The following is a 20,809-nucleotide window of genomic DNA, read 5'->3' on the forward strand; positions in this document are numbered from 1 at the left end:
GCGCCGCGTTGCGCGCAATCAAGGTCATTTACCAAACAGCCAGCGAGGAGGCATAAGGTGGCAGACAAGAAATTTGCTGCGTATCTGTGCGCCGGCTGCGGTCTCGGAGAGGTGCTCGATCTCGGGGCCATGGAGAAGGTGGCGAAGCGCGAAGGCAAGATGCAGGTCATCAAACGCCACGATTTGCTGTGCAGCGCCGACGGCGTCCAGACCATTCGCGACGACATCGCCAACGAAGGCGTCACCCATGTGTTGATCGCCGGGTGCTCGCGCCGCGCCAAGACCGAGGCCTTCGAGTTCCCTGGGGTCGCCATGGCACGCGCCAATCTGCGTGAAGGCGTGCTCTGGGTCGTCGCGCCGGGCACGGACTATGACGAGGTCCGCCAGGAGATGGCCGACGACTACATCCGCATGGGGTGCGCCGAGCTCAAGAAGATGGCGGTGCCGGCCGGCAACCCGGACTGCGCATCGAACAAGCGCATCCTGGTGGTCGGTGGCGGCATGGCCGGTCTCACCGCGGCTATTGAGGCGGCGGAAACCGGCTACGAGGTGCTGCTGGTCGAGAAGGAACCGCAACTCGGCGGTTGGGCGGCCAAGCTGTACAAGCGCGTGCCCTTGCGCGAACCCTATGCCGAGCCGCAGGACACGGGCCTGGCCGAGTTGATCACCCGCGTCGAGGCGCATCCCAAGGTCCGCGTGTATCTGGCCTCAACCTTGGCCGAGACCGCCGGCGCACCCGGCCGCTTTGCGGTCAAGATCGCGACCGCGAGCGGCGCGGTCACACAGGAGATGGTCGGCGCCATTGTCCAGGCCAGTGGTTTTTCCACCTATGACTTGGCCAAGCTGCCCGAACTGGGCGGCGGCCTGCCCGGCGTGGTCGATCAGGCCGGTCTGGAGACACTGGCCAGGGCCGCCGACGGCGGTGCCATCCAGCGCGCCGATGGCCAGGCGGTGAATAGCGTGGTGTTTGTCCAGTGTGCCGGCCAGCGCGACGCGAGCGGCACCCATCTGCCCTACTGCTCGGGTCACTGCTGTGCCACCAGCGTCAAGCAGGCCATGTATTTCAAGGACGCCAATCCGGACGTCGACACCGTGGTCCTTTACACGGACTTGCGCATGCCCGGCATGGGCGAGGACTTTTACCGCAGCGCACAGAGCAAGGGCGTGATCTTCACCAAGGGTCAGGTGACCACCGTCAAGGCCGCAGGCACCGGTTGCAGCGTCAGCTTCCGCGACCTGATCCTGAACGAGGAGGTGACGCTCGGCGCCGACCTGGTGGTGCTGGCCACCGGCCAAGTGCCTAACTCGGGTGTCAACATCGACCTCTTCACGGAGGAGGCGACGGCGGCGGAGCAAACGCCCGCGGATGAGGTACCCCAGACCCCGGTGGAGCCGCCCGTGGCCCTGCCGACATCCATCCTCAATCTGACCTATCGCCAGGGACCCGACCTGCCGCAACTCAAGGCGGGGCTGACCGACTCGCACTTCATCTGTTTCCCCTACGAGACGCGCCGCACCGGTATCTACGCGGCCGGCCCGGTACGCCGTCCAATGGACATGCGCCAGGCCACCGACGACGCCACCGGTGCCGCGCTCAAGGCCATCCAGGCGGTGGAGAATGCGGCACAGGGCCGCGCCGCGCATCCGCGCTCGGGCGACCTGTCGTACCCCATCGTGCGTCTGGAGGGCTGCACCCAGTGCAAGCGCTGCACCGTGGAGTGCCCGTTCGGCGCCATCGACGAGGACGAGCGGCGTTTCCCGGTCTTCAATGAATCGCGCTGCCGCCGCTGCGGCACCTGCATGGGTGCCTGCCCGGTGCGTGTGATTTCCTTTGAGAACTATTCGGTCGATACCGTCGGCAGTCAGATCAAGTCGCTCGACATGCCTGACGAGTTCTCCGAACGGCCGCGCATCCTGCTGCTGGCCTGCGAGAACGATGCCTATCCGGCCCTGGATATGGCGGGCGTGTCACGCATCTGCTATTCCGCCTTCGTGCGTGCGATACCAGTGCGCTGTCTGGGTTCGGTCAATACCATCTGGATCACTGATGCGCTCAACAGCGGCTGGGACGGCGTGATGCTGATGGGCTGCAAGCGGGGCGACGATTACCAGTGCCACTTCGTGAAGGGGTCGGAACTGGCGCACTATCGCCTGAGCAAGATCGACGACACACTCACGCAGTTGAGCCTGGAGACCGAGCGTGTGGCGAGCTTTGAGGTTGCCATTACCGACAGCCGGCGTGTGGCGGCCTTAATCAACGAGTACGCTGAGACGATCAAACGCATCGGCATGTCGCCGCTGAAGAGGTTCAACTGATGAACGCGCTGCGCACCACCGGCCACCAGACCACCCCCGCCGTGGCGGCACGCTACCGCAACGACTTCCTGAAGGAGGTCGAGGCGCATGTCGAAGACGGCGAGTGGGTCAAAATGTGCATGCAGTGCGGCGTCTGCGCGGGCTCCTGCCCGCTCGGCGCCCATTGGGAACACCCGCCGCAGGAGCTGTTCATGATGATCCGCGCCGGCAAGCGCGATGCAGTGCTCAGCTGCGATGCGATGTGGATGTGCACCTCCTGCTACAACTGTGTCGTGCGCTGTCCCCGCAAGCTGCCGATCACTCAGATCATGCATGGCATTGCCAGCTATGCGCAGGAGCTCGGGTTGGCGCCCAAGGTGCAGCCGACGCGGGACTTTTCCATCCAGTTCTGGAAAAACTGCACCAAGACCGGCCGTGTCAATGAGATAAAACTGACCGTCGGCTTGTATTTCAAGGATGGCCTGGTGGCGGGTATCGAGCAGGTCATGAACATGCTCCCCGTCGCCCTTGGCCTGATGAAGGCTGGGCGGCTCAACCCGTTCGAGCTATTGCGCGGCCATAGTCCCAAAGACCAGAAGGGTATTGCCGCGATGCTGAAGAAGGCCCGCGCAATCGCGGCGCAGCGCGCGCCCGCCACCCACTGAGGCAATGACCATGCCCACGAAGGAATACGCGTTTTACCCCGGCTGCTCCTCGCAGAGCAAGGCCTCCGCTGCCAACCTCCAGACCTCGATCACGGCGATGTGCAAGACGCTGGACATCAAACTGACGAATATCCCGGACTGGAACTGCTGCGGCGCCTCCATCGCCTATGCCGGCGGCGGCGAACTGGAGCGCGTGGTGATGAACGCGCGCAACTTCACCCTGGCGGCAAAGCATCTGCCGGGCCAGGACATCGTCGCCACCTGTGCCGCCTGCTGGCTCAACTCGCGCGAATCCAAGGTCAAGCTCGATGGCCATCCGCAATTGCTGGCGCAGGCCAACGAGGCACTCAAAGAGGCGGGGTTGAACTACCAGGGCAGCGCGCCGGTGCGTCACATGGTTGAGGTGCTGATCGAGGATTTCGGCTACGCGGAGCTCAAGAAGCCGGTGGTCAAGTCGCTCGCTGGGATTAAGTTTGCCGGTTATGTCGGTTGCCAGACCAATCGTCCATTCGGTATTGCCGGGGAGTCCTTCGAGAACCCCATGTATCTCGACAAACTGGTCGAGTCCATGGGCGGTGAGGCCCTGACGGCCTATGACCAAAAGGTCACCTGCTGCGGCGGCGCCTTGGCCTTCTCGGAGCCTGATAAGAGTCAACAGCACATCCGCGACATCGTCGAAGCGGCCTACGACCACGGGGCCGACATGCTCGTCACCCCCTGTCCCCTGTGTCAGGCGAATGTCGAGGTCTACCAGTCCGAGATCAACCGCAAGCAGGGCACCAAGTTCCACCTGCCGATCGTCTATTACTCGCAACTCATGGCCGTCGCCTATGGCGGCTCCGTTAAGGCGGCCGGGCTCGATGGCCATATCATTGCGCCGACCAAATTGCAGGAGATTGCGACTAAGAAATAGGTTTGACAGTCTCCCCCGGCTGGGTAGCGTGATCCAGCCACAACAACTACAAGGGGGACTCATATAATGGCACGTATTGCTATACTCGGCGCCCGCCTGTCCGGGCACACCACGGCCGGCTACCTGAGTCTTTGGCTTGGTAAGGGGCATCAAGTCCGACCCCAACCGCCCGGCGAGACCGAGGACGTGGACTACGACTTTCTGGTCAATGCTACCGGGCCCAAGCTCAACTTCGGCGGTACCCCGGTCCTCGGCCCCGAGGGCGGCGACACCGGGTCAGTCTGCACCCCCGAACACGCGCTGGAGGCTAATGCCCAGTTGCAGGAGTGCATCCGGGCCATGAAAAAGGGCGAGCGTCGGCGGTTCGTGGTCGGCACTGGCCATGGGATGTGTACCTGCCAGGGCGCGGCCTTTGAGTATCTCTACAACATCGATCATGCGCTACGTCAGGCAGGCGTGCGTGACCAGGCCGACCTCACCTGGATCAGCAATGAATTCGAACTGGGCGACTTCGGGATGGGCGGGGTACATATCACCCGCGGCGGCTATATCACCAGCGGCAAGGTGTTTGCCGAGTCGCTGATGGTGGAGCGCGGTATCAATTGGATCACCCGCGCGGCGGTCAATAAGATCGAGCCCGGTAAGATGCATTACGAGACCCTGGACGGGACCTATCACGAACTGGAATTCGACTTCTCGATGCTGATCCCACCCTTTGCCGGGGTGGGGCTCAAGGCCTTCGACAAGGCCGGCGCCGATATCACCAGCGAGGTATTTGCCCCCAACGGCTTCATGAAGGTGGATGCCGACTACAAACCGAAGCCCTATGACGAATGGAGCAAGCACGACTGGCCGCGGACCTATCAGACGCCCAAGTACAAGAACGTCTTCGCGGTGGGTATCGCCTTTGCCCCGCCGCACCCGATCAGCAAGGTGATGCTGAGTCCGAACGGCACTCAGATCAGCCCGACGCCGCCGCGTACCGGTATGCCCTCGGCCGCCATCGGTAAGGCGGTTGCTGCGAATATCCGTGATCTGGTCAAGGGCAAGATCAAAGAGCCGATCTACACCGCCTCCATGGGCGAGATGGGCGCCGCCTGTGTCGCCTCCACCGGCTCTGATATTTTCAAGGGCACGGCGGCCACCATGACCGTGTTTCCGGTGGTGCCGGACTATGAGACCTATCCGGAATACGGTCGCGACATGAGCCTGACCTTCGGCGAGATCGGTTTGGCCGGGCATTGGATGAAGTGGATTCTGCACTATGTCTTCATGTACCAGGCCAAGCTGCGACCCGGCTGGTCGGTGCTGCCCGATTGATGATCGGCGCTCAGTGTTGATCCGCACGGTGGACTCCGTACCCCGGTAGGGTCCGCCGCTCTCTCACGTTTACTGCGTCCTGTGGAGACCTGCCATGACCAGCAAGAAGACCGTTAAGAACAGAGAACCCTATCAACCGTCTTATTACCCACCGGTGCCGACCCCCTTCGTCAAGTACATGCGTACCTCGTTGGCCTGGCAGTTCGTCCGTTTTTGGATCATCAATTACAAGATCCTCAGGCTCTTGATGAAGTCGGCTCACTGATCCGGACGCGTCCCCGGATGATTCGCTGGCGCATGGTGGTCGGGAATCGCTCCAACCGGGTCGGAGCGATTTCCGGCCGCGACCGATTTTCTTATGAAATGGCTGGGGTCTGCCGTACGAAGCGTTCGTCCGTGAGTTGTTTGAGCACGAATTCAGCGACGTCCGCGCGCGACACCCGGCGTGCCTGGATCGACTTCTCCACTCCCGCGCTATAGGTGCCGGTGCGCGGGCCGTCGGTCAGGCCGCCTGGGCGCACGATGGTCCAGTTGAGATCGCTGGCCCTGATCAGGCGCTCTTGCTCCTCCTTGGCGGCCATCACCTTCTTCAAGGTGATCTTCATCACCATCCGGAAGAGCAACGGCATCTGATCGGCACTGTCGCCGACGCCCATGGAGGTGACGGCGATCAACCGTCGCACCCCCGCGGTTTGCATGGCAGCGATGATGTTGCGGGTACCATCGGCCTCGATCGGTTGGCCTCCCGGGCGGGTGCCCAACACACAGATGACTGCATCAGTGCCCTGGACGCAGTCGTTGACCGCGGTCTGATCCAGGCAATCACCGACGATTGCCAGACCCTGCCTGTCGGCAGGGAGCTTGGAGGGATCGCGGACCAGCGCCCGGACCCCGTATCCTTGCGCCAATGCTTGCTGTAGTACTTGTCGGCCGGTGCCGCCGGTGGCACCGAAGAGTGCGATATTCATGGTTTTGAGTGCTCCTTGTTGGTTTGAGTTGAGCCCCGGGGCGAAACGCGGGGGACTGTGAGTGAGTCGATCGAAAGACGGCTTGCGTTCATGAGTGCCCTTAGTATCAGCGACGTGCGTGGTTCGCCGGTCCGATGAGGTCCGCCACCGCCGTCATCGCGGCAGCGATGATCGTCCGTCGGCGTGCCGGGGAGCCGTCGTCGACGCCAGCGCAGACCGACTCACACAGCCAATCCGTGGGTGACTCGAAGTCGCAGTGACTGGCCCCCTGGATGGGGGTGATCCGGGCCCGGGGTGCGACGGTGAAGACCTTGAGCCCATTGTTGTACGCATTGCAGGCGGCCGGCTCCCCGGCGAGACCGACGAGCGGCCGGTTCAGGGCGCGTGCCATGCCGACCCCGAGTCGGTGAGCGTCCACCAGGTCCAGGGTCACGATGCCCACGGCCTGTGGGTCCAACCGCCCGGCGATCAGCGCGGCCAGTCCTCCGGCCGAGAAACCGGCATAAACCACTCCGGTTGCCTCCAGTTGGCGGCCGACCGCGATCATATCCAGCGCATTGCGGACCGGGCGGCCGTCCCAGGGCCTGCTGTTGCAGAAAGTCAGCGTGACGACGGGGATTCCCTGTCCCGCCAGGGCCACCGCGAGCCCGGTCAGCGACCGCTGGTCGCGCAGAAAACCCGGCGCCAGGATCACCGCACCCCGGGTACGCCGATGTCGGGGCTGGAAGCGGATGGTGTCGAGCCCGCACCCCGTCTCCGATTGGATCGCGCCGCGTGCGATGGTGACGTCCCGAGTATCTCTGAGGGACCAGTGTGCGACGGTCGCCGGGTCGTCGCGGTGCAGGCCGGCGCAACCGGCGAGGGCGAGGGCGACCAGCAGGGTCAGGAATGCGGATGGCGGTCGGGCGTTCATCGTGAGCCCAAGATGGGGGCGGTCGGGGCTTTTCACGGCCGCCGCGGTCTGAGCGCGTGCGCCCGGGCCGACGGCGCTCGCCGAACGAGGTTGCTATACTGGTATGTCGGCATAACGCCCGGGAGCGTCATGGCTCCCGGATACTTCCCCTTTCATCGTGCCATAGCGACAGGTCTTTCATGAACCTCTGCACTGATCACACACTGAATTTACCAGGCCTCCTCGGTGCGACGCGCCGTGTCGCCCTGCCCGAGGCCCTGGATGCCCAGCGTGCCCGTATCCGCGTTCCGGACTTCGGGCAACTGAGCTACTACAGCACCGGACCCGGTCAGGGCCGCCCGCTGGTGTTGGTGCATAGCATCAACGCCGCGCCCAGCGCCTATGAGATGAAACCGCTGTTCGAGCGCTATCGCGCGCAGCGGCCGGTCCTGGCGCCGGACCTGCCCGGGTTCGGGTTCACCGACCGGCCGGACATTCACTATACGCCGGACGTCTATGTCAAGGCCTTGATGGAGTTCCTGCGCCGGGTGGTGGTGCAGCCCGCGGACCTGGTCGCGCTGTCGCTCGGTGGCGAATTCGCCGCGCGGGTAGCAGTCGAGGCGCCGGAGTTGGTCAACTCACTGACGCTGCTCTCACCCACGGGCTTCAGTACCCGCACCATCCCCGGCGGTGAGAAGGGGATGCGCACCCATCGCGTGATCAGCGTCCCCGCTCTGGGGCAGACTGCCTACACCCTGCTGACCACCAAGCCCAGCATCCGCTTCTTCCTGCGGCGGTCATTCGTCGGCCCAGTGCCGGCGGCGATGGTCGAGTACGCCTACGCGACCACCCACCAACCCGGCGCCCGTTTCGCCCCACTCTATTTCCTGGCAGGTCAGCTCTTCACCGCGGATGCGCCGAACCGGATCTATGCGAAGGTGAAACAACGCACCCTGGTACTCTATGACCGGGACCCCAACATCGACTTCGACCTCCTGGCGCCCTTCCTCACCGGCCGGGCCAACTGGCAGGTGCAGCGGATCAGCCCGACGATGGGCCTTCCCCATTGGGAAAACATCCCCGAGACGACGGCCGCGCTGGATAAGTTCTGGGCCAGCCAGGGCTGAGAAAAGCCAGTCGTGTCCGCGGCTACACGTTCACCCGCAAGGGTCCCGCCCGCTACCGGGCGGGGACCGGTCAAACCATGATCATCGCTAATACGGGTTGGCAACCACGCAGTAATTGACCGCAGCACCCTGGTAACAGGGCTGATAATAGACGCCGTTGGCGGCGTAGTAGCGTTGATTGGCGACATAAATCGGTTCGGCGGCGACCGGCAGTGCGTTCACCATGGCCCCGACTGCCAGTCCAGCCACGGCCCCCGCTGCGACTGCCCCACCCCAGCCGGCGCCGTAATAGCCACCCCAGCCCGGCGCGACATAGCCGCGGCTTGGCCCTCCTGCCACGACCCCGCCGTCAGGACCCCGCGCGACATAATCGCCGCCCGGCCCGCGGGCAGCGAATGAGCCGTCCGGCCCGCGCACGGCCGCCGCGTCGTCCCCGTAACGGTTGACGTTGACATTGGTGTCATGGACGCTGTTAAAACTGTCGTCGTGGAAGCCGCCGTCATGAAAAGTGGCGCTGTTATCGCGGAAGCTGCCGCCGCTGAATCCGTCGTCGTGAAAACCGCCCCCGCCCCCATGGAAGCCACCGCCACCGAAACCACCCCCGCCAAAGCCGCGCGCCAGCGCGAGCGGCCCGCCCCCGACCATGCCGGCCACCACCGTGATCAGCAAGGCCCCGTGCAGCATTTTCAATTGGCATGTCATCATTGCTTTGCTCCGGTTACATCAGGGGTTACCGCAGGGGTCTTGGTGGGGGCGGGCGGCGGTGCGAAGGGGATCTTCTGGACCCCTGGGGGGGGGCTAAAGACAAAGGCGCCCGGCGGCGGCCGCTGGGTAGTGTTCCAATCGCTCAAGGTTGCGGTCCACTGTGGCGCGGCCGGCAGCGTCTTCTGGTTGATGACGACCTTCACCGGCCGCGGCTGATCGCCGGTGGCCACCCAGAGCTGGTATTGAATATCCGGACGGTCGAAGGCCAGGTGAGCGGTCGGCACCCCGCCCACCATGCTCGGCCCGACATAGAGCGCGTGACCCTGGTCCTTACCCAGGTGTTCGCATAGCTTCGGGCTGCTCAGGTCGCCGAGCGGGACCCGGAACCGCAGTTCTCCGTCGGCCTTTGCCAAGGCGGTTTCGATATCACCGGCCACCGCAGCGGTGGCGTAGACCTTCTCCGCCGCATCGAACAGGGCCAGGGTCTTGCCGTCGAACAAGAACTGTTTGTCGAGCAGATCGCCGGCCGCGTTGACCCGTAGCTTGTCCGGCCGCTGCACAAAGGTCTCGGCCGTGAAGCCGAATTGCAGCTTTTTGCCCCCGGTATACACCTGATCGTCGGTCACCTCGGCGCGGTAGGAGAAATGGTCGAGTGACTTCAGGTAAGCGCACATCTGGGCCACAATCTGGTTCGGGTCGGGCGGTGGGGCCGGCGTAGGCGCCGTCGCGGCCAGTCCGGGGCCACTCAAGAGCGCCATGCACCCCAGGGTCGCGCGCTTAATCGTGTTCAGTAGCATCAAGAGCCTCCTCATTTGACAGTCACTTAGCGGCGGTTCGCGCCGGCCGGACAGCGGCATGTCGGTTGGTTGAACGTCTGGCCGTTGGTGGACCAGCCCACCCGTCACAGCGGCGGGTGGTTGGTGAAATTCGGCTGGCTCTGCATATTGGGTCTGGATCAGCATCCCGCCACCCCCCGTGACATGGTCGACGGGCGCCGCCGCCCCGGCGCTTCACACAGGCATGGACGCCGCCGCGCGTCCCATGTATGCTTGTCTGCCAGTTGGGACTGATCGAAAGATCACTCGATATGACCCGCAAGGTCCGCCGTCTGGGCGGTCCAAGCCGTTTACTAAGCGCCCGTAGCTCAGCTGGATAGAGTACAGCCCTCCGAAGGCTGGGGTCACAGGTTCGAATCCTGTCGGGCGCGCCAAATTTCCGCTGATAAAGCAAAAACCTAACCCGCGCAAGCGGGTTTTTTGTTGCCCAACGATAGTAAAACTCAGGATACCCGCTGGCCCCGTGCCGGACCGGGGCTCACGCCGTCTCGTCAGTCCTCGGCCGTTGTGCTGGTGCGCAGCCGGTTGCCGTAAGGCAGCGGCTGGTCGGATGCGCGAGGCGCCCCCGGTGGTGCCTGGGGTGTCTGCTGCCTGCTTGCCGCAGCCTTCGCTATCTCTCTTGACCGCCGGGCGGGGTCCACGAGCCCCCGGCGACTCGTCAACGCGATCCCAAGTGGGCGGGCAGTGCCGACGCTGCGGTTGGCATGCGGGCGTGGCCAGCAACGCGAACACTTGCCCGGATGTGTCGAGTGCTCGAATCCCGCTTGTTGTGAGCAAACTCCTTAATCTATACTTTATGCGTTATGTCGCCCAGGCGCTGAGGCTGTGTTGCAGGTGAAGAAGGATGCCAGGCGCGTGGTCGTGTCGACCAGCCGGCCGAACAGGAGGTCAGCGTCCCGACCTCATGTTTTCTAACTGACCAGTGAGGTGAATTGGATGAAAACGTCTTACGCAATAGGTGTTTCCGCTCTCTTGCTCATGGGTGTCGCGGCTCAGACTCGCGCCGCAGATGATAAGGTGCCGTACATGGTTCGATGTGCCGAACATAGAACATGTTGGAATGCCGGTGCAAAGTTCCAACCCGTTCCTGCAGAGCTTCAGGCAAAGGGCGACAGAATTTGTCAGACTGATAAGAAGTATTCGAAAGACACTTGGCAGTACGCCATCGGTTGGCACCCCGATGCCAAGGATATCGATGGCAAGAAAATGCGAGGGGGGGGCTTTGACTGCGGCGACAAGAGAAAAAAAGCTGACTCTTTAGGGCCAAACTGACGGTTCGTCCTGATCTACACCGACGCGAAACCCGGCTTTGGCCGGGTTTTTCGTGCATGCTCCGGGCAGGCTCCATCTACTCGAAGGAAGCCGCCGGTGTTCGAGCCGGATGCCGCTCCTGGCGCCGGCCGGCAGCCCCGGGGGTGGCGGCCTGCCGCAAGGTTTGACGGTCGCGGCACCCTGACGTCGATCACGCATGGGCGCGCGCGCGGCGAAACCCCGCGCGTCCGACCGGCTATACTCAGGCGCACCTGTCATCTCAAGCGAACCTCGACCGATGATTACCCCGCGCTCGTTCTATCTCCCAGTCTCCGGCCACGAGATCCACCTGACCACCTGGGGCGATCCCGCCGCCCCGGCCTTGGTGCTGTGGCATGGACTGGCCCGCACCGGGCGCGACTTCGACACCTTGGCCCGCCAGTTCGCCGACCGCTTCCATGTGGTTTGCCCGGATACCATCGGTCGGGGCCTGTCGAGTTGGTCGGCGGCGCCGGACGCCGATTACACCATCCCGGTCTATTGTCGGCACGCCGTCGAATTGCTGGATCGCCTGCAGATTGCCGGGTGCCGGTGGGTTGGTACCTCCATGGGCGGGTTGATCGGTATGGCCTTGGCCGGCACCCCCGAGACCGCAGCGCGCATCGAGCGACTGGTGATCAATGACGTGGCCCCGCGACTCAACCGGACGGCCATCGAGCGCATCAAGAACTATGTGACCCTGGTCCCCGAATTCGCGAACATGACCGAATTCGAGTCATTCTTGCGCACTGTCTATACCCCCTTCGGGTGCCTGACCGACGCGGAATGGCGCCTGATGGCCGAGACCTCCATGCGCCGGCGCGATAACGGTTGCATCTCCTCGCATTATGATCCAGCGGTGATGCGGGTATTCGCCGAGCAGTTTCTGGACTTCGACATGTGGGCGATCTTCGACGCCATCACCTGTCCCGTCCTGGCGCTGCGCGGCCAGAACTCCGATCTGGTCGAGCCCGCGGTCGCGCAGGAGATGACCGGACGCGGCCCCCGGCCCCGGCTGGTCACGATCCCCGGCTGTGGCCATGCCCCCGCGCTCAATACGGCCGAGCAGATGGCGGTGTTGGATGGATTCCTGGCCGGTGATTAATCAGCGTTCCTCTAGCCACCGCCAATCAAGAGCTGTTGGATGTTACGGTTTATTTCCATTGCCGTGTTACAACGGTTCTTATGCATCTCGCTATCAATGCGTGCAACCGCGTTACGCAGACCCTCGAGGGTGCGCGCCCGGTCCGCTTGGGCTTTCTGCTGCGCAGCGTATAGCGATAGCATCTGATTCTGCTGCTCCATCATTTGAGTCTGCAGTCCGCCAAACATGCAGGGGAAGACAGAACTCAAGAGTGGGTTAATGAGCGGTGTGGTGGCAAGCTGCCCGCCGGAGTGAGGAATGGCGACCGACAACGCAGTATTCGTGTTCCGAACGATGCTGACGCTGACCCCGGCGGGTACTGCAACACCATTGGCCTTCAGCGTCCCGGTCGGGTCAACCAGGAATTTTTGTCTGGCGTCCTTATCCATCATGCAGTTATCCATAACCTGTTGATACTGATTCTGCGGGGCGCTCGGCTTGATGGCTCGTGGACTTGGTACGGTTTGGTTGATCATAACAGCCTCCAATGAATGAAATGTTGGCCATTACTCTGGTCAATTGCCGCGTCCAGCGAACGGCAGCGACCAGATGCTCAAGGGAAAGTATAGTCCGGACCTGTAACGCCAAAGGCGCGGACTTGGTAGTGGAATAGGAGCGGCCGACCTGTGACAGGTCTCGGTGAAAATGATCAAGGGACTTCGCGTGTTAGGATCGCGACTGCGTCAGTGTCCGCGCCCGTAACTGCCCGCAGCCGCCGTCGACGTCCTGGCCCGCGGAGTTGCGCAGTCGGGTGAGGATGCCGCGTCCCTGCAATTGACCGGCCAGCGCGTTGGCGCGCTCCCAGGAGGGCCGGTGGAAGCCGAGTCCGTCATTGACGTTATAGGGGATGAAGTTCATCATCGCGTATTTGCCGGCCAGCAATCGAACGATGCCCGCCACTTCCGCATCGCTGTCGTTGATGTCGGCGAGCAGGGTCCATTGGTATTGGATCGGGTAGCCAGTGCCGCGGGCGTAGTGCTCACCCAGCTCGACTAATTCCTCCGGGTCGATGCGCGGGGCCTGGGGCAGCAGTTGGGCCCGCAGCTGCGCGCTGGTGCTGTGCAGGGAAATGGCCAGGGCCGGTTTGACCCGGCCCTGCGGCAGGCGCTCGAATACCCGGCGGTCGCCGACCGTGGAAAAGACGAGATCCTTGTGCCCGATGGCGCCGAGCGTGCCGAGCAGTTCGATGGCATCCAGGACATTGGTCAGGTTATGGGCCGGCTCGCCCATACCCATGAACACCACCCGATTGACCGGGCGGCGCGTGCGCCCGAGCGCTACCTGGGCGACGATCTCGGCGCTGCCGAGTTGGCGCCGCAGCCCCATGCGCCCGGTCATGCAGAAACGGCAGCCCACCGCGCAGCCGACCTGGCTGGAAACGCAGAGCCCGCCGCGCGGCAGGAGCACGCTCTCCACCGTTTGACCGTCCGCCAGTTCGACTAAGAGGCGCGCCGAGCCGTCCTCTCCCGAGTGCTCGCAGGCCAGTCGGGCGAGTCCGGCGAGCTCCGTGTTTAGGTCGGGCAGCGCGTCGCGCAGCCGCAGCGGCAGAAAGTCTTCGGCGCGGCGGCGGCGGGTATCCACTGGGATGGCCCGCGCCCAGGCCTGCAGGACGCGCGCTTCATGACAGGGTTTGGCGCCATGATCGCGCAGGCGGCGGCGGATGTGTTCGATGCGCGTGATCCTACTCCAAATCTTTTTCTTTTCTGGTGGATTATGCAAGGTCGTTCGTGAGTCGAGGTCGCGCGGCAGCCAGAAAATATGGATGGAGGCTTGCGCAAGTGTGCCCTAAAGTCATCGTTAGGCATAGCACGCCCCAACGATGCGGGGTTCGGCCCACCGGCGTCGATCGACACTATGCATGATGTTTTTGGCCGAGATTAACTGCAAATAGTGGTGCCCCGGACCCAGACGATTCGCGATTGACTCCTAAGAAACAATGTCTGCCTGAGATGGCAAAGGTAGGATTTGTATGCCAGATATTGTCTGTCCAAAATGTGGCTCTGATCGTCTCGTGCGTAGTCATACCAGAGGAGAGGATGAACGATCAAAGAAGCGACAAGGCTGGCGTGCCTTTCGCTGTCGAGCGCAATCGTGCGGCTGGCGTGGGATGCTCAAGGTCAAGTCCACGACTGCGATTATCGACAGCAACGTCAGGAAAGAGATAAGAACGTATTTGGTGATTGCATTAGTCATGGTCGTGACTATCGTCAGTTGCGTCTACGTTGCCTTTTCAATTGGAAATAGCGAGTCACGTCCTCCCGAGGGACTGGGGTAGAGTGCCGGCAAGAGCAATAGACCGCTGCGCTTGGGCGTTTGGCGAAATCGCGGCTCGCCTGCGACGCGTGCGTTGGCGCCCGCGGCGGGCGCCCTAATCTTCCCGTGCCTGAGTCTGATCGCGTCCGGTAAAATAGCCGGCTGGCAACCACGACGATCCCGCCACCGACTGTGATGGTCGCGGTTACCCCAGGCGGCCGGTCGCTGTCCGGCACGTTGCGCAACCATCACGTCGCTCGAGAAGCCATCCATGCTCCACCTCGACCTCCCGACCGCCGCCGAGCTGATCGACCTTGCCACGGGGCGCACCGACATCGCCGTATCGCTCTTTCTGCCGACCACACCGGTCAGCCTGGAGACGGATGCGGATCGTATCTTGTTGAAGAATCTGACCAGGGAGGGCATTGCGCGGTTGCAGACGGCGGGTGCAGACCCGCGCCGGCTTGCCGCCCTGGCCGAGGAACTGGACGACCTGATCGACGACCACGCCTTCTGGCGCTATCAGGCGCACGGCCTGGCGATCTATGCGACCCCGGACAATCTGCGGACCTTCCGGGTGCCGAACGTACTGGAACCGCTGGTGGCGGTGTCCGATCGCTTCCATCTGAAGCCACTGCTGCGCTCGATCACCTTCTGCAACGCCTGCTATGTGCTGGCGCTTGCCGATTGCGGGGTGCATCTGATCGAGGTCGCGGCCGACCTGCCGGCCGACGAGGTGAAAGTGGTGGGGATGCCCAAGGACTTGGCCTCTTCGGTGGAGGAGGCGGGCCGCGCGGACCTCTCGCACAGCGGTCGCCTGGCCGGTGCCGAGGGCGACAAGGTGCGACTGCGGCAATACGCGCGCACGGTGGACAGCGCCCTGCGCGGGTTGCTGGCCGGCAGCGACATCCCGCTGGTGTTGGCCTCGGGTGCGGCCCTGGGTGCGATCTACCGATCGGTCAATACCTATCCACACCTGGTCGCCCAGGGTGTCCCGGACACCCCTGAGCGGCGGACCGCGGAGGAACTGGCCGCGGCCGCGCGCCGGGTGCTGGGCGGCCTCTACCGCGAGCAGCTTGCCAAGTGGACCGCGCTCTACACGCAGCGCGCTACCGAGGGCCGGGCGACGACTGACATCGCCCAGGCGGCGCGGGCGGCGACCTGCGGTGCGGTTCAGAGCCTGCTGGTCGATAGGGACCAGCCACTTCATGGCACGGTGGGCGAGACCGATGGTGCGGTGACCTTTGCAGACGACCCCGGTGCCGGTACCGACGGCGTGATCGACGAGATCGCGCGCCGGGTGCTGTCCTCGGGCGGCCAGGTCCTGAGCGTGCCGCAGGCGGATCTGCCCGGTGGTCAGCCACTGGCCGCCATCTTGCGTTACGCCATCTGAGTGAGCGCGCCGCTGGCGGCCCTGCTCAACACCCATCCGAACGAGGACACAGCATGCAACGGCGTGATTTCCTGAAGACTGCCGGGGTCGGCGCGGCGTCGGCCGGCCTGGCCCTCCCGGCGCGGGCCGCGACCCCGACCATCAAGTGGCGCCTGGCCTCGAGCTTCCCCAAGAGCCTGGATACCATCTACAGCGGCGCCGAGAACCTGACCCGGCGGGTGTCCGAACTGACCGAAGGCCGCTTTGAGATCCGGGTCTTCGCGGGGGGCGAATTGGTCCCCGCGACCGGTGTGCTCGATGCGGTGCAGCAGAATACCGTCGAATGCGGTCAGACCGCCTCCTATTACTACTATGGCAAGAACAAGGCACTGGCGATCGAGACGACGCTGCCCTTCGGGCTGAACGCCCGTCAACTCACCGCCTGGACCTATTATGGTGGCGGTATGGAGCGACTGCGCACGCTGTTCGCCGAATATAACATCGTCAACTTCCCGGGCGGCAGTACCGGTGCCCAGATGGGCGGCTGGTATCGCAAGGAGATCAAGTCGGTCGCTGATCTGGCGGGACTGAAGATCCGTATTCCCGGATTCGGTGCCGAGATCTTCTCGCGCATGGGGGCGGTGCCCCAATCACTGTCCGGGACCGAGGTCTATCCCGCCCTGGAGCGCGGGGCCATCGACGCGGCGGAATGGACCTCCCCCTGCGACGACGAGAAGCTTGGCTTCTACCGCGTGGCGAAATATTATTACTACCCCGGCTGGTGGGAGCCGGGGGCGCAGCTGGTCTTTTATGTGAACAAGGATCAGTGGACCGCCCTGCCGCCCGCCTATCAGGCGGCCTTCCAGACGGCCGCCGCGGAGACCCACCTGCTGATGCTAGCCGGCTATGACGCCAAGAACCCGCCGGCGATGCAGCGGCTGGTGCAGAACGGTACCGTACTCAAACGCTTCCCGGACGATGTACTGCTCAAGGCCTACGAGACCGCGCTCGCCATCTATGCGCAAGAGTCTGCCAAGAACCCCAGCTTCAAGGCACTCTATGATTCCATGCGTGCCTTCCAGGAGACCTCGGATGCCTGGTGGGGGGTGGCGGAGGCGTCCATGACCAACTTTTTGGCGGCGATGCGGCGGAAGAAGTAGCCCCCAATTCAATTCCGCAATTTAACCCATCGATCGGAGCGCAAGAAATGCAGAAGCGTCTACTTGGAAACAGTCGTCTCGAGGTTTCGGCGATCGGGTTGGGCTGCATGGGCATGAGCTTTTCATATGGTCCGCCCAAGGACCGGCAGGAGATGACCGCGCTGCTGCGGGCAGCCGTGGAACAGGGGATCACCTTCTTCGATACCGCCGAGGTTTACGGCCCGTTCACCAACGAAGAACTCGTCGGTGAAGCCCTGGCGCCGTTTCGTCAGCACTTGGTGATCGCCACGAAATTCGGTTTTGATCTCAATCCGAATTTCGATCCCCGCGGGATGAAGGGGGCGCCGGGCCTCAACAGTCGGCCGGAGCACATCAAGGAGGCCGTCGAGGGCTCACTGCGGCGACTCAAGATCCAGACCATCGACCTGCTCTATCAGCATCGTGTTGATTCGAACGTGCCGATCGAAGACGTGGCGGGGACGGTGAAGGAGCTGATTGCGCAAGGCAAGGTCAAGCATTTCGGTTTGTCCGAGGCAGGAGTGAAAACGATCCATCGCGCGCACGCAGTCCAGCCGCTCACCGCGCTCCAGAGCGAATACTCGCTATGGACGAGAACCCCTGAGAACGACGTGATACCCACCCTCGAGGAGCTGGGGATCGGGTTCGTTCCTTATAGCCCGTTGGGGAAGGGCTTTCTCACGGGTAAGATGGACGAGCATACGACCTTCGACAGTTCCGACTTTCGCAGCACCCTTCCGCGCTTCACGCCGGAGGCACTGAGAGCGAATCAGGCGTTGGTTGAGTTGCTCGGCAAGATCGGCCAACGCAAGCACGCGACACCCGCTCAGATCGCACTGGCGTGGCTGTTGGCGCAGAAGCCGTGGATCGTTCCCATCCCAGGTACCACGAAGCTGCATCGCTTGGAAGAGAACAACGCCGCTGTTGCAGTCGAGCTCACTGCCGCGGATCTCAGTGAGATCGACAGCGCTGCCGCACAAATCACGGTGCTCGGTGCCCGATATCCAGAAAAGCTGGAGCAAATGACCGGTCGCTGAGTGCTGGACGCTGCGTGACACCGCGCAGCGGTATCACAAGTGTGCAGCCTCATTGCCCCCCATCCTTCGGCGGGGGCGCTAGGAGCCCGTCATAATCCTGACTATCGAGTAGGCTGGCACCGCCTCCCTGATCTGGAATAATAACCTGCGTCGGGGTACCGTGCGCGGCGGGTGCATCGCGGCCCCAATTGACGACTTGAGGGAAAACAACGATCAGGGCCACCATGAGGAGCTGAATGGCCACGAACGGGACCGCCCCCCAATAGATCTCGGAGGTGCGCACCACCGGCGGGGCCACCGAGCGCAGATAAAACAAGGCGAAGCCGAATGGCGGGTGCATGAAGCTGGTCTGCAGATTGACCCCGATCAGCACGCCGAACCACACCAGATCGATGCCGAGCTTATCCGCCACCGGGACCAGCAGCGGCAGGATGATGAACGCGATTTCGAAGAAGTCGAGAAAGAAGGCCAGCAGGAACACCATGGCGTTCACAAAGATCAGGAAACCCAGGTGCCCGCCGGGCAGGGCGGTCAACAGGTGTTCCACCCACAGGTCCCCATTCACGCCGCGGAAGGTCAGGCTGAATACGCTGGAGCCGATCAGGATGAAGACCACGAAGCTGGTGATCTTAGCCGTGGTGGTCATGGCCTGCATCAGCATGTCGCGCGTCAGCCGGCCCTTGATGAGTGCGAGCAGCAGCGCGCCCACCGCGCCCATGGCCCCACCCTCGGTCGGCGTCGCCCAGCCGATGAAGATGGTCCCGAGTACCAGAAAGATGAGCGCCAATGGCGGGACCAGGGTCAGTAGCGCCCGCAGCGCCAGCGCGCGCCCGCGCAGGGTTCGCGCCTCCGGCGGCAGGGCGGGGAGTGCGTGCGGGCGCAGCACCGAGTTACCGAAGACATAGAGTGCATAACCTGCGGTGAGCAGTAGCCCGGGAATCAGTGCACCCTTGTACAACTCGCCCACCGAGCGGCCGAGCACATCCGCCATGACAATCAAGACGATGGAGGGCGGAATGATCTGGGCCAGGGTGCCGCTGGCCGCGATCACCCCCGCCGCCAGGGGGCGGTCATAGCCGTAACGCAGCATGATGGGGAGCGAGATGAGCCCCATCGCGATGACCGAGGCCGCCACCACCCCGGTGGTGGCGGCCAGCAGTGCGCCGACGAAAATCACCGCATAGGCAAGGCCCCCGCGCACCCGCCCGAAGAGCTGGCCAATCGTCTCCAATAGCTCCTCGGCCATGCCGCTGCGCTCCAGCACCAGACCCATGAAGGTGAAGAAGGGCACCGCCAACAGGATCTCATTGCGCATGATGCCGAACACCCGGTCCGGCAGGGCCTGCAGCAGGGCCGGGGTGAGGAGCCCCAGTTCGATCCCGATCCAGCCGAACAGCATCCCCACCGCGGCGAGCGAGAAGGCGACCGGGTAGCCCATCAGCAGAAACAGCACGAGCGCACCGAACATCACCGGTGCCAGGTTGACAGCGAGCCAGGCCTCCATCTCAGTGTCCCACCGGCGCGGCGGGCAGGGACTTGAGATCCATCAACATGGCCGCGCCCTTGATCGCCTCTGATACCCCCTGCGCCGCGAGCAGGGTAAAGGCGACCGGAATGGTCAGCTTCATCGGCCACCACCACAGGCCGCCGGGATTGAATGATGACTCCTGCTGGTGAAAGGAGAGCAGGAACCAGCCCCAACTGTCCCAGACGATCAGTAGACACACCGGGAGCAGGAACAGCAGACTGCCGATGACGTCGACCCAGACCCGGCCGCGGGGCGGCAGGCGCGTATAGAGTATGTCGACCCGTACATGCCCGCTCTCCTGAAGCGTCCAGGGGGCGCACAGCAGGAACACCAGCCCGAACATGAACCACTGGGCCTCGATCATGGCGTTGGAGCCCCAGTCGAGCAGATAGCGCAGCGTCGCGGTCAGGGCCGAGAGCAGGACGCAGGCGAGGATCAGCCAAATCGTGGCCTGCCCGATGCGGCGGTTGAGGGTATCGATGACCGCCGAGAGGCGCAACAAGACAGGCATCGGCGGACGACTCCGGTTCAGTGAGAGGGCAGGGCACAACAGTACCAGAGGGCTGGCTACGGACCAAGCGGCAGGCCTGGGGCAGCGGCTGCGCCCGCAATCTGCTACCTTGGCGGCCCGCGGGCGCAGGTATCTTCGCCGCGGCCAGGGGGCCGCTCCCGCGGCGTAGGAGCGGCCCCCCGGCCGCGACCTGTTGCCTGCGAGGATTCAGCGCTCAGAACGATACTGATCAAGGCCCCACCGGGCGGTAAGCCCGGCGCATCCGTCATTTAATGGGGAGCCAAATGAAGCAAGTCACCCTGGTGTTAGGCGCATGTGTCATGGCTGCGCTAACGGCCTGTCAAACCACGAGAACCCCTCAATTGACCGGCGGCAGCCGCACTGAGGGAGTGGTTGAACTCTCCTATGAATACGCCTGGCCGGATGACCCCGCGGTCAATTTCGAGCCAGGCCGTGTGGCCGCCCGCGAGCGATGTAAGGCTTGGGGCTATTTGCCGGCTGAATTATTTATCGGTTTCAAGTCACAGTGCCTGAGACAAAACAAGGATGATGCCTGCCTGAGACGGCGTGTCACCGCCTCATATCAGTGTACCCGCCCATCCAAGCCCTAGGACATCCGTTTGCCTAGAACGTAAACGGAGCGCGGCCTTGATCATCGTTCCGGCCGCCCCGGCGTTTAGGTCGACCTTCAGGCCGACTGGGAGCGCCGCACCCCAGTGCGGCGAGACCTCGCAAACACTCTCAACACCACGGTTTACGGCGAGGCCGGGCCGCA

At 63.5% G+C, this 20,809-nt stretch carries 20 protein-coding genes and 1 tRNA gene; 13 read left to right on the forward strand and 8 right to left on the reverse strand.

Going from position 1 to position 20,809, the window contains the following annotated elements:
• Window positions 1-57 precede the first annotated feature (57 nt).
• The 5 genes from QZY44_RS10555 (at window position 58) to QZY44_RS10575 (ending at window position 5,458) form a co-directional block, all read left to right on the forward strand.
• Window positions 58-2,316, forward strand: coding sequence for an FAD-dependent oxidoreductase (locus QZY44_RS10555; protein WP_295445928.1), 2,259 nt, complete (start codon window positions 58-60; stop codon window positions 2,314-2,316).
• Complete coding sequence (locus QZY44_RS10560) at window positions 2,316-2,960, forward strand: 4Fe-4S dicluster domain-containing protein (protein WP_295445930.1); 645 nt, start codon at window positions 2,316-2,318, stop codon at window positions 2,958-2,960. The genes QZY44_RS10555 and QZY44_RS10560 overlap by 1 nt, the downstream gene beginning before the upstream one ends.
• Before the next feature lie 10 nt (window positions 2,961-2,970).
• A complete protein-coding gene (locus tag QZY44_RS10565; RefSeq protein ID WP_295445931.1) occupies window positions 2,971-3,873 on the forward strand; it encodes a CoB--CoM heterodisulfide reductase iron-sulfur subunit B family protein in 903 nt (300 codons plus the stop codon).
• A gap of 66 nt (window positions 3,874-3,939) precedes the next feature.
• Window positions 3,940-5,193, forward strand: coding sequence for an NAD(P)/FAD-dependent oxidoreductase (locus QZY44_RS10570; protein WP_295445933.1), 1,254 nt, complete (start codon window positions 3,940-3,942; stop codon window positions 5,191-5,193).
• Between the two features lie 94 nt (window positions 5,194-5,287).
• Entirely contained in the window at window positions 5,288-5,458 is a 171-nt protein-coding gene (locus QZY44_RS10575) for a hypothetical protein (protein ID WP_295445935.1), read from the forward strand.
• 91 nt (window positions 5,459-5,549) lie between these two features.
• Here the strand turns inward: QZY44_RS10575 and QZY44_RS10580 are convergent, their stop codons facing one another.
• Together QZY44_RS10580 and QZY44_RS10585 are read right to left on the reverse strand one after the other, a co-directional pair.
• Window positions 5,550-6,161 (reverse strand): SDR family oxidoreductase, encoded by a 612-nt coding sequence (locus QZY44_RS10580; protein ID WP_295445936.1) that lies wholly within the window; start codon window positions 6,159-6,161, stop codon window positions 5,550-5,552.
• 106 nt (window positions 6,162-6,267) lie between these two features.
• Window positions 6,268-7,110 (reverse strand): alpha/beta hydrolase, encoded by an 843-nt coding sequence (locus QZY44_RS10585; RefSeq protein WP_295445938.1) that lies wholly within the window; start codon window positions 7,108-7,110, stop codon window positions 6,268-6,270.
• A 143-nt stretch (window positions 7,111-7,253) separates the two neighbouring features.
• Here QZY44_RS10585 and QZY44_RS10590 point away from each other — a divergent pair, with 143 nt between their 5' ends.
• The gene (locus QZY44_RS10590) at window positions 7,254-8,180 is read left to right on the forward strand and encodes an alpha/beta fold hydrolase (protein WP_295445940.1); all 927 of its coding nucleotides are present in this window, start codon (window positions 7,254-7,256) and stop codon (window positions 8,178-8,180) included.
• 87 nt (window positions 8,181-8,267) lie between these two features.
• Here the strand turns inward: QZY44_RS10590 and QZY44_RS10595 are convergent, their stop codons facing one another.
• Together QZY44_RS10595 and QZY44_RS10600 are read right to left on the reverse strand one after the other, a co-directional pair.
• Window positions 8,268-8,885, reverse strand: coding sequence for a hypothetical protein (locus QZY44_RS10595; protein WP_295445942.1), 618 nt, complete (start codon window positions 8,883-8,885; stop codon window positions 8,268-8,270).
• Window positions 8,882-9,682 (reverse strand): DUF2092 domain-containing protein, encoded by an 801-nt coding sequence (locus QZY44_RS10600; protein ID WP_295445944.1) that lies wholly within the window; start codon window positions 9,680-9,682, stop codon window positions 8,882-8,884. Before QZY44_RS10600 ends, QZY44_RS10595 begins: the two co-directional genes overlap by 4 nt.
• Window positions 9,683-10,018: 336 nt before the next feature.
• Here QZY44_RS10600 and QZY44_RS10605 point away from each other — a divergent pair.
• The 3 genes from QZY44_RS10605 to QZY44_RS10615 all read left to right on the forward strand — a co-directional run bounded on the left by QZY44_RS10605 (window position 10,019) and on the right by QZY44_RS10615 (window position 12,116).
• Window positions 10,019-10,095: transfer RNA gene (locus QZY44_RS10605), tRNA-Arg, on the forward strand.
• Window positions 10,096-10,657: 562 nt separating this feature from the next.
• Window positions 10,658-10,993 (forward strand): hypothetical protein, encoded by a 336-nt coding sequence (locus QZY44_RS10610; RefSeq protein ID WP_295445946.1) that lies wholly within the window; start codon window positions 10,658-10,660, stop codon window positions 10,991-10,993.
• 277 nt (window positions 10,994-11,270) lie between these two features.
• The gene (locus QZY44_RS10615; protein WP_295445948.1) at window positions 11,271-12,116 is read left to right on the forward strand and encodes an alpha/beta hydrolase; all 846 of its coding nucleotides are present in this window, start codon (window positions 11,271-11,273) and stop codon (window positions 12,114-12,116) included.
• 11 nt (window positions 12,117-12,127) lie between these two features.
• On the opposite strand, the gene QZY44_RS10620 is transcribed toward QZY44_RS10615, so the two are convergent.
• Together QZY44_RS10620 and QZY44_RS10625 are read right to left on the reverse strand one after the other, a co-directional pair.
• Entirely contained in the window at window positions 12,128-12,631 is a 504-nt protein-coding gene (locus tag QZY44_RS10620; RefSeq protein WP_295445950.1) for a hypothetical protein, read from the reverse strand.
• Window positions 12,632-12,821: 190 nt separating this feature from the next.
• A complete protein-coding gene (locus tag QZY44_RS10625; protein WP_295445952.1) occupies window positions 12,822-13,874 on the reverse strand; it encodes an RNA methyltransferase in 1,053 nt (350 codons plus the stop codon).
• An 805-nt stretch (window positions 13,875-14,679) separates the two neighbouring features.
• On the opposite strand from QZY44_RS10625, the gene QZY44_RS10630 reads away from it, so the two are divergent.
• The 3 genes from QZY44_RS10630 to QZY44_RS10640 are packed head-to-tail and all read left to right on the forward strand — an operon-like array spanning window position 14,680 to window position 17,995.
• Window positions 14,680-15,801, forward strand: a complete 1,122-nt coding sequence (locus QZY44_RS10630) for a hypothetical protein (protein WP_295445954.1) — start codon at window positions 14,680-14,682, stop codon at window positions 15,799-15,801.
• Window positions 15,802-15,854: 53 nt separating this feature from the next.
• A complete protein-coding gene (gene dctP / locus QZY44_RS10635; protein ID WP_295445956.1) occupies window positions 15,855-16,940 on the forward strand; it encodes a TRAP transporter substrate-binding protein DctP in 1,086 nt (361 codons plus the stop codon).
• Window positions 16,941-16,987: 47 nt separating this feature from the next.
• Window positions 16,988-17,995, forward strand: a complete 1,008-nt coding sequence (locus tag QZY44_RS10640) for an aldo/keto reductase (protein ID WP_295445958.1) — start codon at window positions 16,988-16,990, stop codon at window positions 17,993-17,995.
• 49 nt (window positions 17,996-18,044) lie between these two features.
• Here the strand turns inward: QZY44_RS10640 and QZY44_RS10645 are convergent, their stop codons facing one another.
• Together QZY44_RS10645 and QZY44_RS10650 are read right to left on the reverse strand one after the other, a co-directional pair.
• Window positions 18,045-19,499, reverse strand: coding sequence for a TRAP transporter large permease subunit (locus QZY44_RS10645; protein ID WP_295445960.1), 1,455 nt, complete (start codon window positions 19,497-19,499; stop codon window positions 18,045-18,047).
• 1 nt (window position 19,500) lies between these two features.
• Window positions 19,501-20,034 (reverse strand): TRAP transporter small permease subunit, encoded by a 534-nt coding sequence (locus QZY44_RS10650; protein WP_295445962.1) that lies wholly within the window; start codon window positions 20,032-20,034, stop codon window positions 19,501-19,503.
• A 320-nt stretch (window positions 20,035-20,354) separates the two neighbouring features.
• On the opposite strand from QZY44_RS10650, the gene yecR reads away from it, so the two are divergent.
• Window positions 20,355-20,645: a YecR family lipoprotein gene (gene yecR / locus QZY44_RS35740; RefSeq protein ID WP_365303955.1), complete on the forward strand. Its 291-nt coding sequence runs from the start codon at window positions 20,355-20,357 to the stop codon at window positions 20,643-20,645.
• The last annotated feature ends 164 nt before the right edge of the window (window positions 20,646-20,809 follow it).

Source organism: uncultured Thiodictyon sp., from assembly GCA_903837595.1.
Lineage (GTDB): Bacteria > Pseudomonadota > Gammaproteobacteria > Chromatiales > Chromatiaceae > Thiodictyon.

Excerpts from the sequence above, each read along its gene's own strand:
- QZY44_RS10590 (WP_295445940.1), top strand. The coding sequence starts at position 7,254 with ATGAACCTCTGCACTGATCACACACTGAATTTACCAGGCCTCCTCGGT.
- QZY44_RS10580 (WP_295445936.1), bottom strand. The coding sequence starts at position 6,161 with ATGAATATCGCACTCTTCGGTGCCACCGGCGGCACCGGCCGACAAGTA.
- QZY44_RS10595 (WP_295445942.1), bottom strand. The coding sequence starts at position 8,885 with ATGATGACATGCCAATTGAAAATGCTGCACGGGGCCTTGCTGATCACG.
- dctP (WP_295445956.1), top strand. The coding sequence starts at position 15,855 with ATGCAACGGCGTGATTTCCTGAAGACTGCCGGGGTCGGCGCGGCGTCG.
- QZY44_RS10640 (WP_295445958.1), top strand. The coding sequence starts at position 16,988 with ATGCAGAAGCGTCTACTTGGAAACAGTCGTCTCGAGGTTTCGGCGATC.
- yecR (WP_365303955.1), top strand. The coding sequence starts at position 20,355 with ATGGCTGCGCTAACGGCCTGTCAAACCACGAGAACCCCTCAATTGACC.
- QZY44_RS10610 (WP_295445946.1), top strand. The coding sequence starts at position 10,658 with ATGAAAACGTCTTACGCAATAGGTGTTTCCGCTCTCTTGCTCATGGGT.
- QZY44_RS10615 (WP_295445948.1), top strand. The coding sequence starts at position 11,271 with ATGATTACCCCGCGCTCGTTCTATCTCCCAGTCTCCGGCCACGAGATC.
- QZY44_RS10630 (WP_295445954.1), top strand. The coding sequence starts at position 14,680 with ATGCTCCACCTCGACCTCCCGACCGCCGCCGAGCTGATCGACCTTGCC.
- QZY44_RS10620 (WP_295445950.1), bottom strand. The coding sequence starts at position 12,631 with ATGATCAACCAAACCGTACCAAGTCCACGAGCCATCAAGCCGAGCGCC.
- QZY44_RS10570 (WP_295445933.1), top strand. The coding sequence starts at position 3,940 with ATGGCACGTATTGCTATACTCGGCGCCCGCCTGTCCGGGCACACCACG.
- QZY44_RS10600 (WP_295445944.1), bottom strand. The coding sequence starts at position 9,682 with ATGCTACTGAACACGATTAAGCGCGCGACCCTGGGGTGCATGGCGCTC.
- QZY44_RS10645 (WP_295445960.1), bottom strand. The coding sequence starts at position 19,499 with ATGGAGGCCTGGCTCGCTGTCAACCTGGCACCGGTGATGTTCGGTGCG.
- QZY44_RS10650 (WP_295445962.1), bottom strand. The coding sequence starts at position 20,034 with ATGCCTGTCTTGTTGCGCCTCTCGGCGGTCATCGATACCCTCAACCGC.
- QZY44_RS10575 (WP_295445935.1), top strand. The coding sequence starts at position 5,288 with ATGACCAGCAAGAAGACCGTTAAGAACAGAGAACCCTATCAACCGTCT.
- QZY44_RS10565 (WP_295445931.1), top strand. The coding sequence starts at position 2,971 with ATGCCCACGAAGGAATACGCGTTTTACCCCGGCTGCTCCTCGCAGAGC.
- QZY44_RS10560 (WP_295445930.1), top strand. The coding sequence starts at position 2,316 with ATGAACGCGCTGCGCACCACCGGCCACCAGACCACCCCCGCCGTGGCG.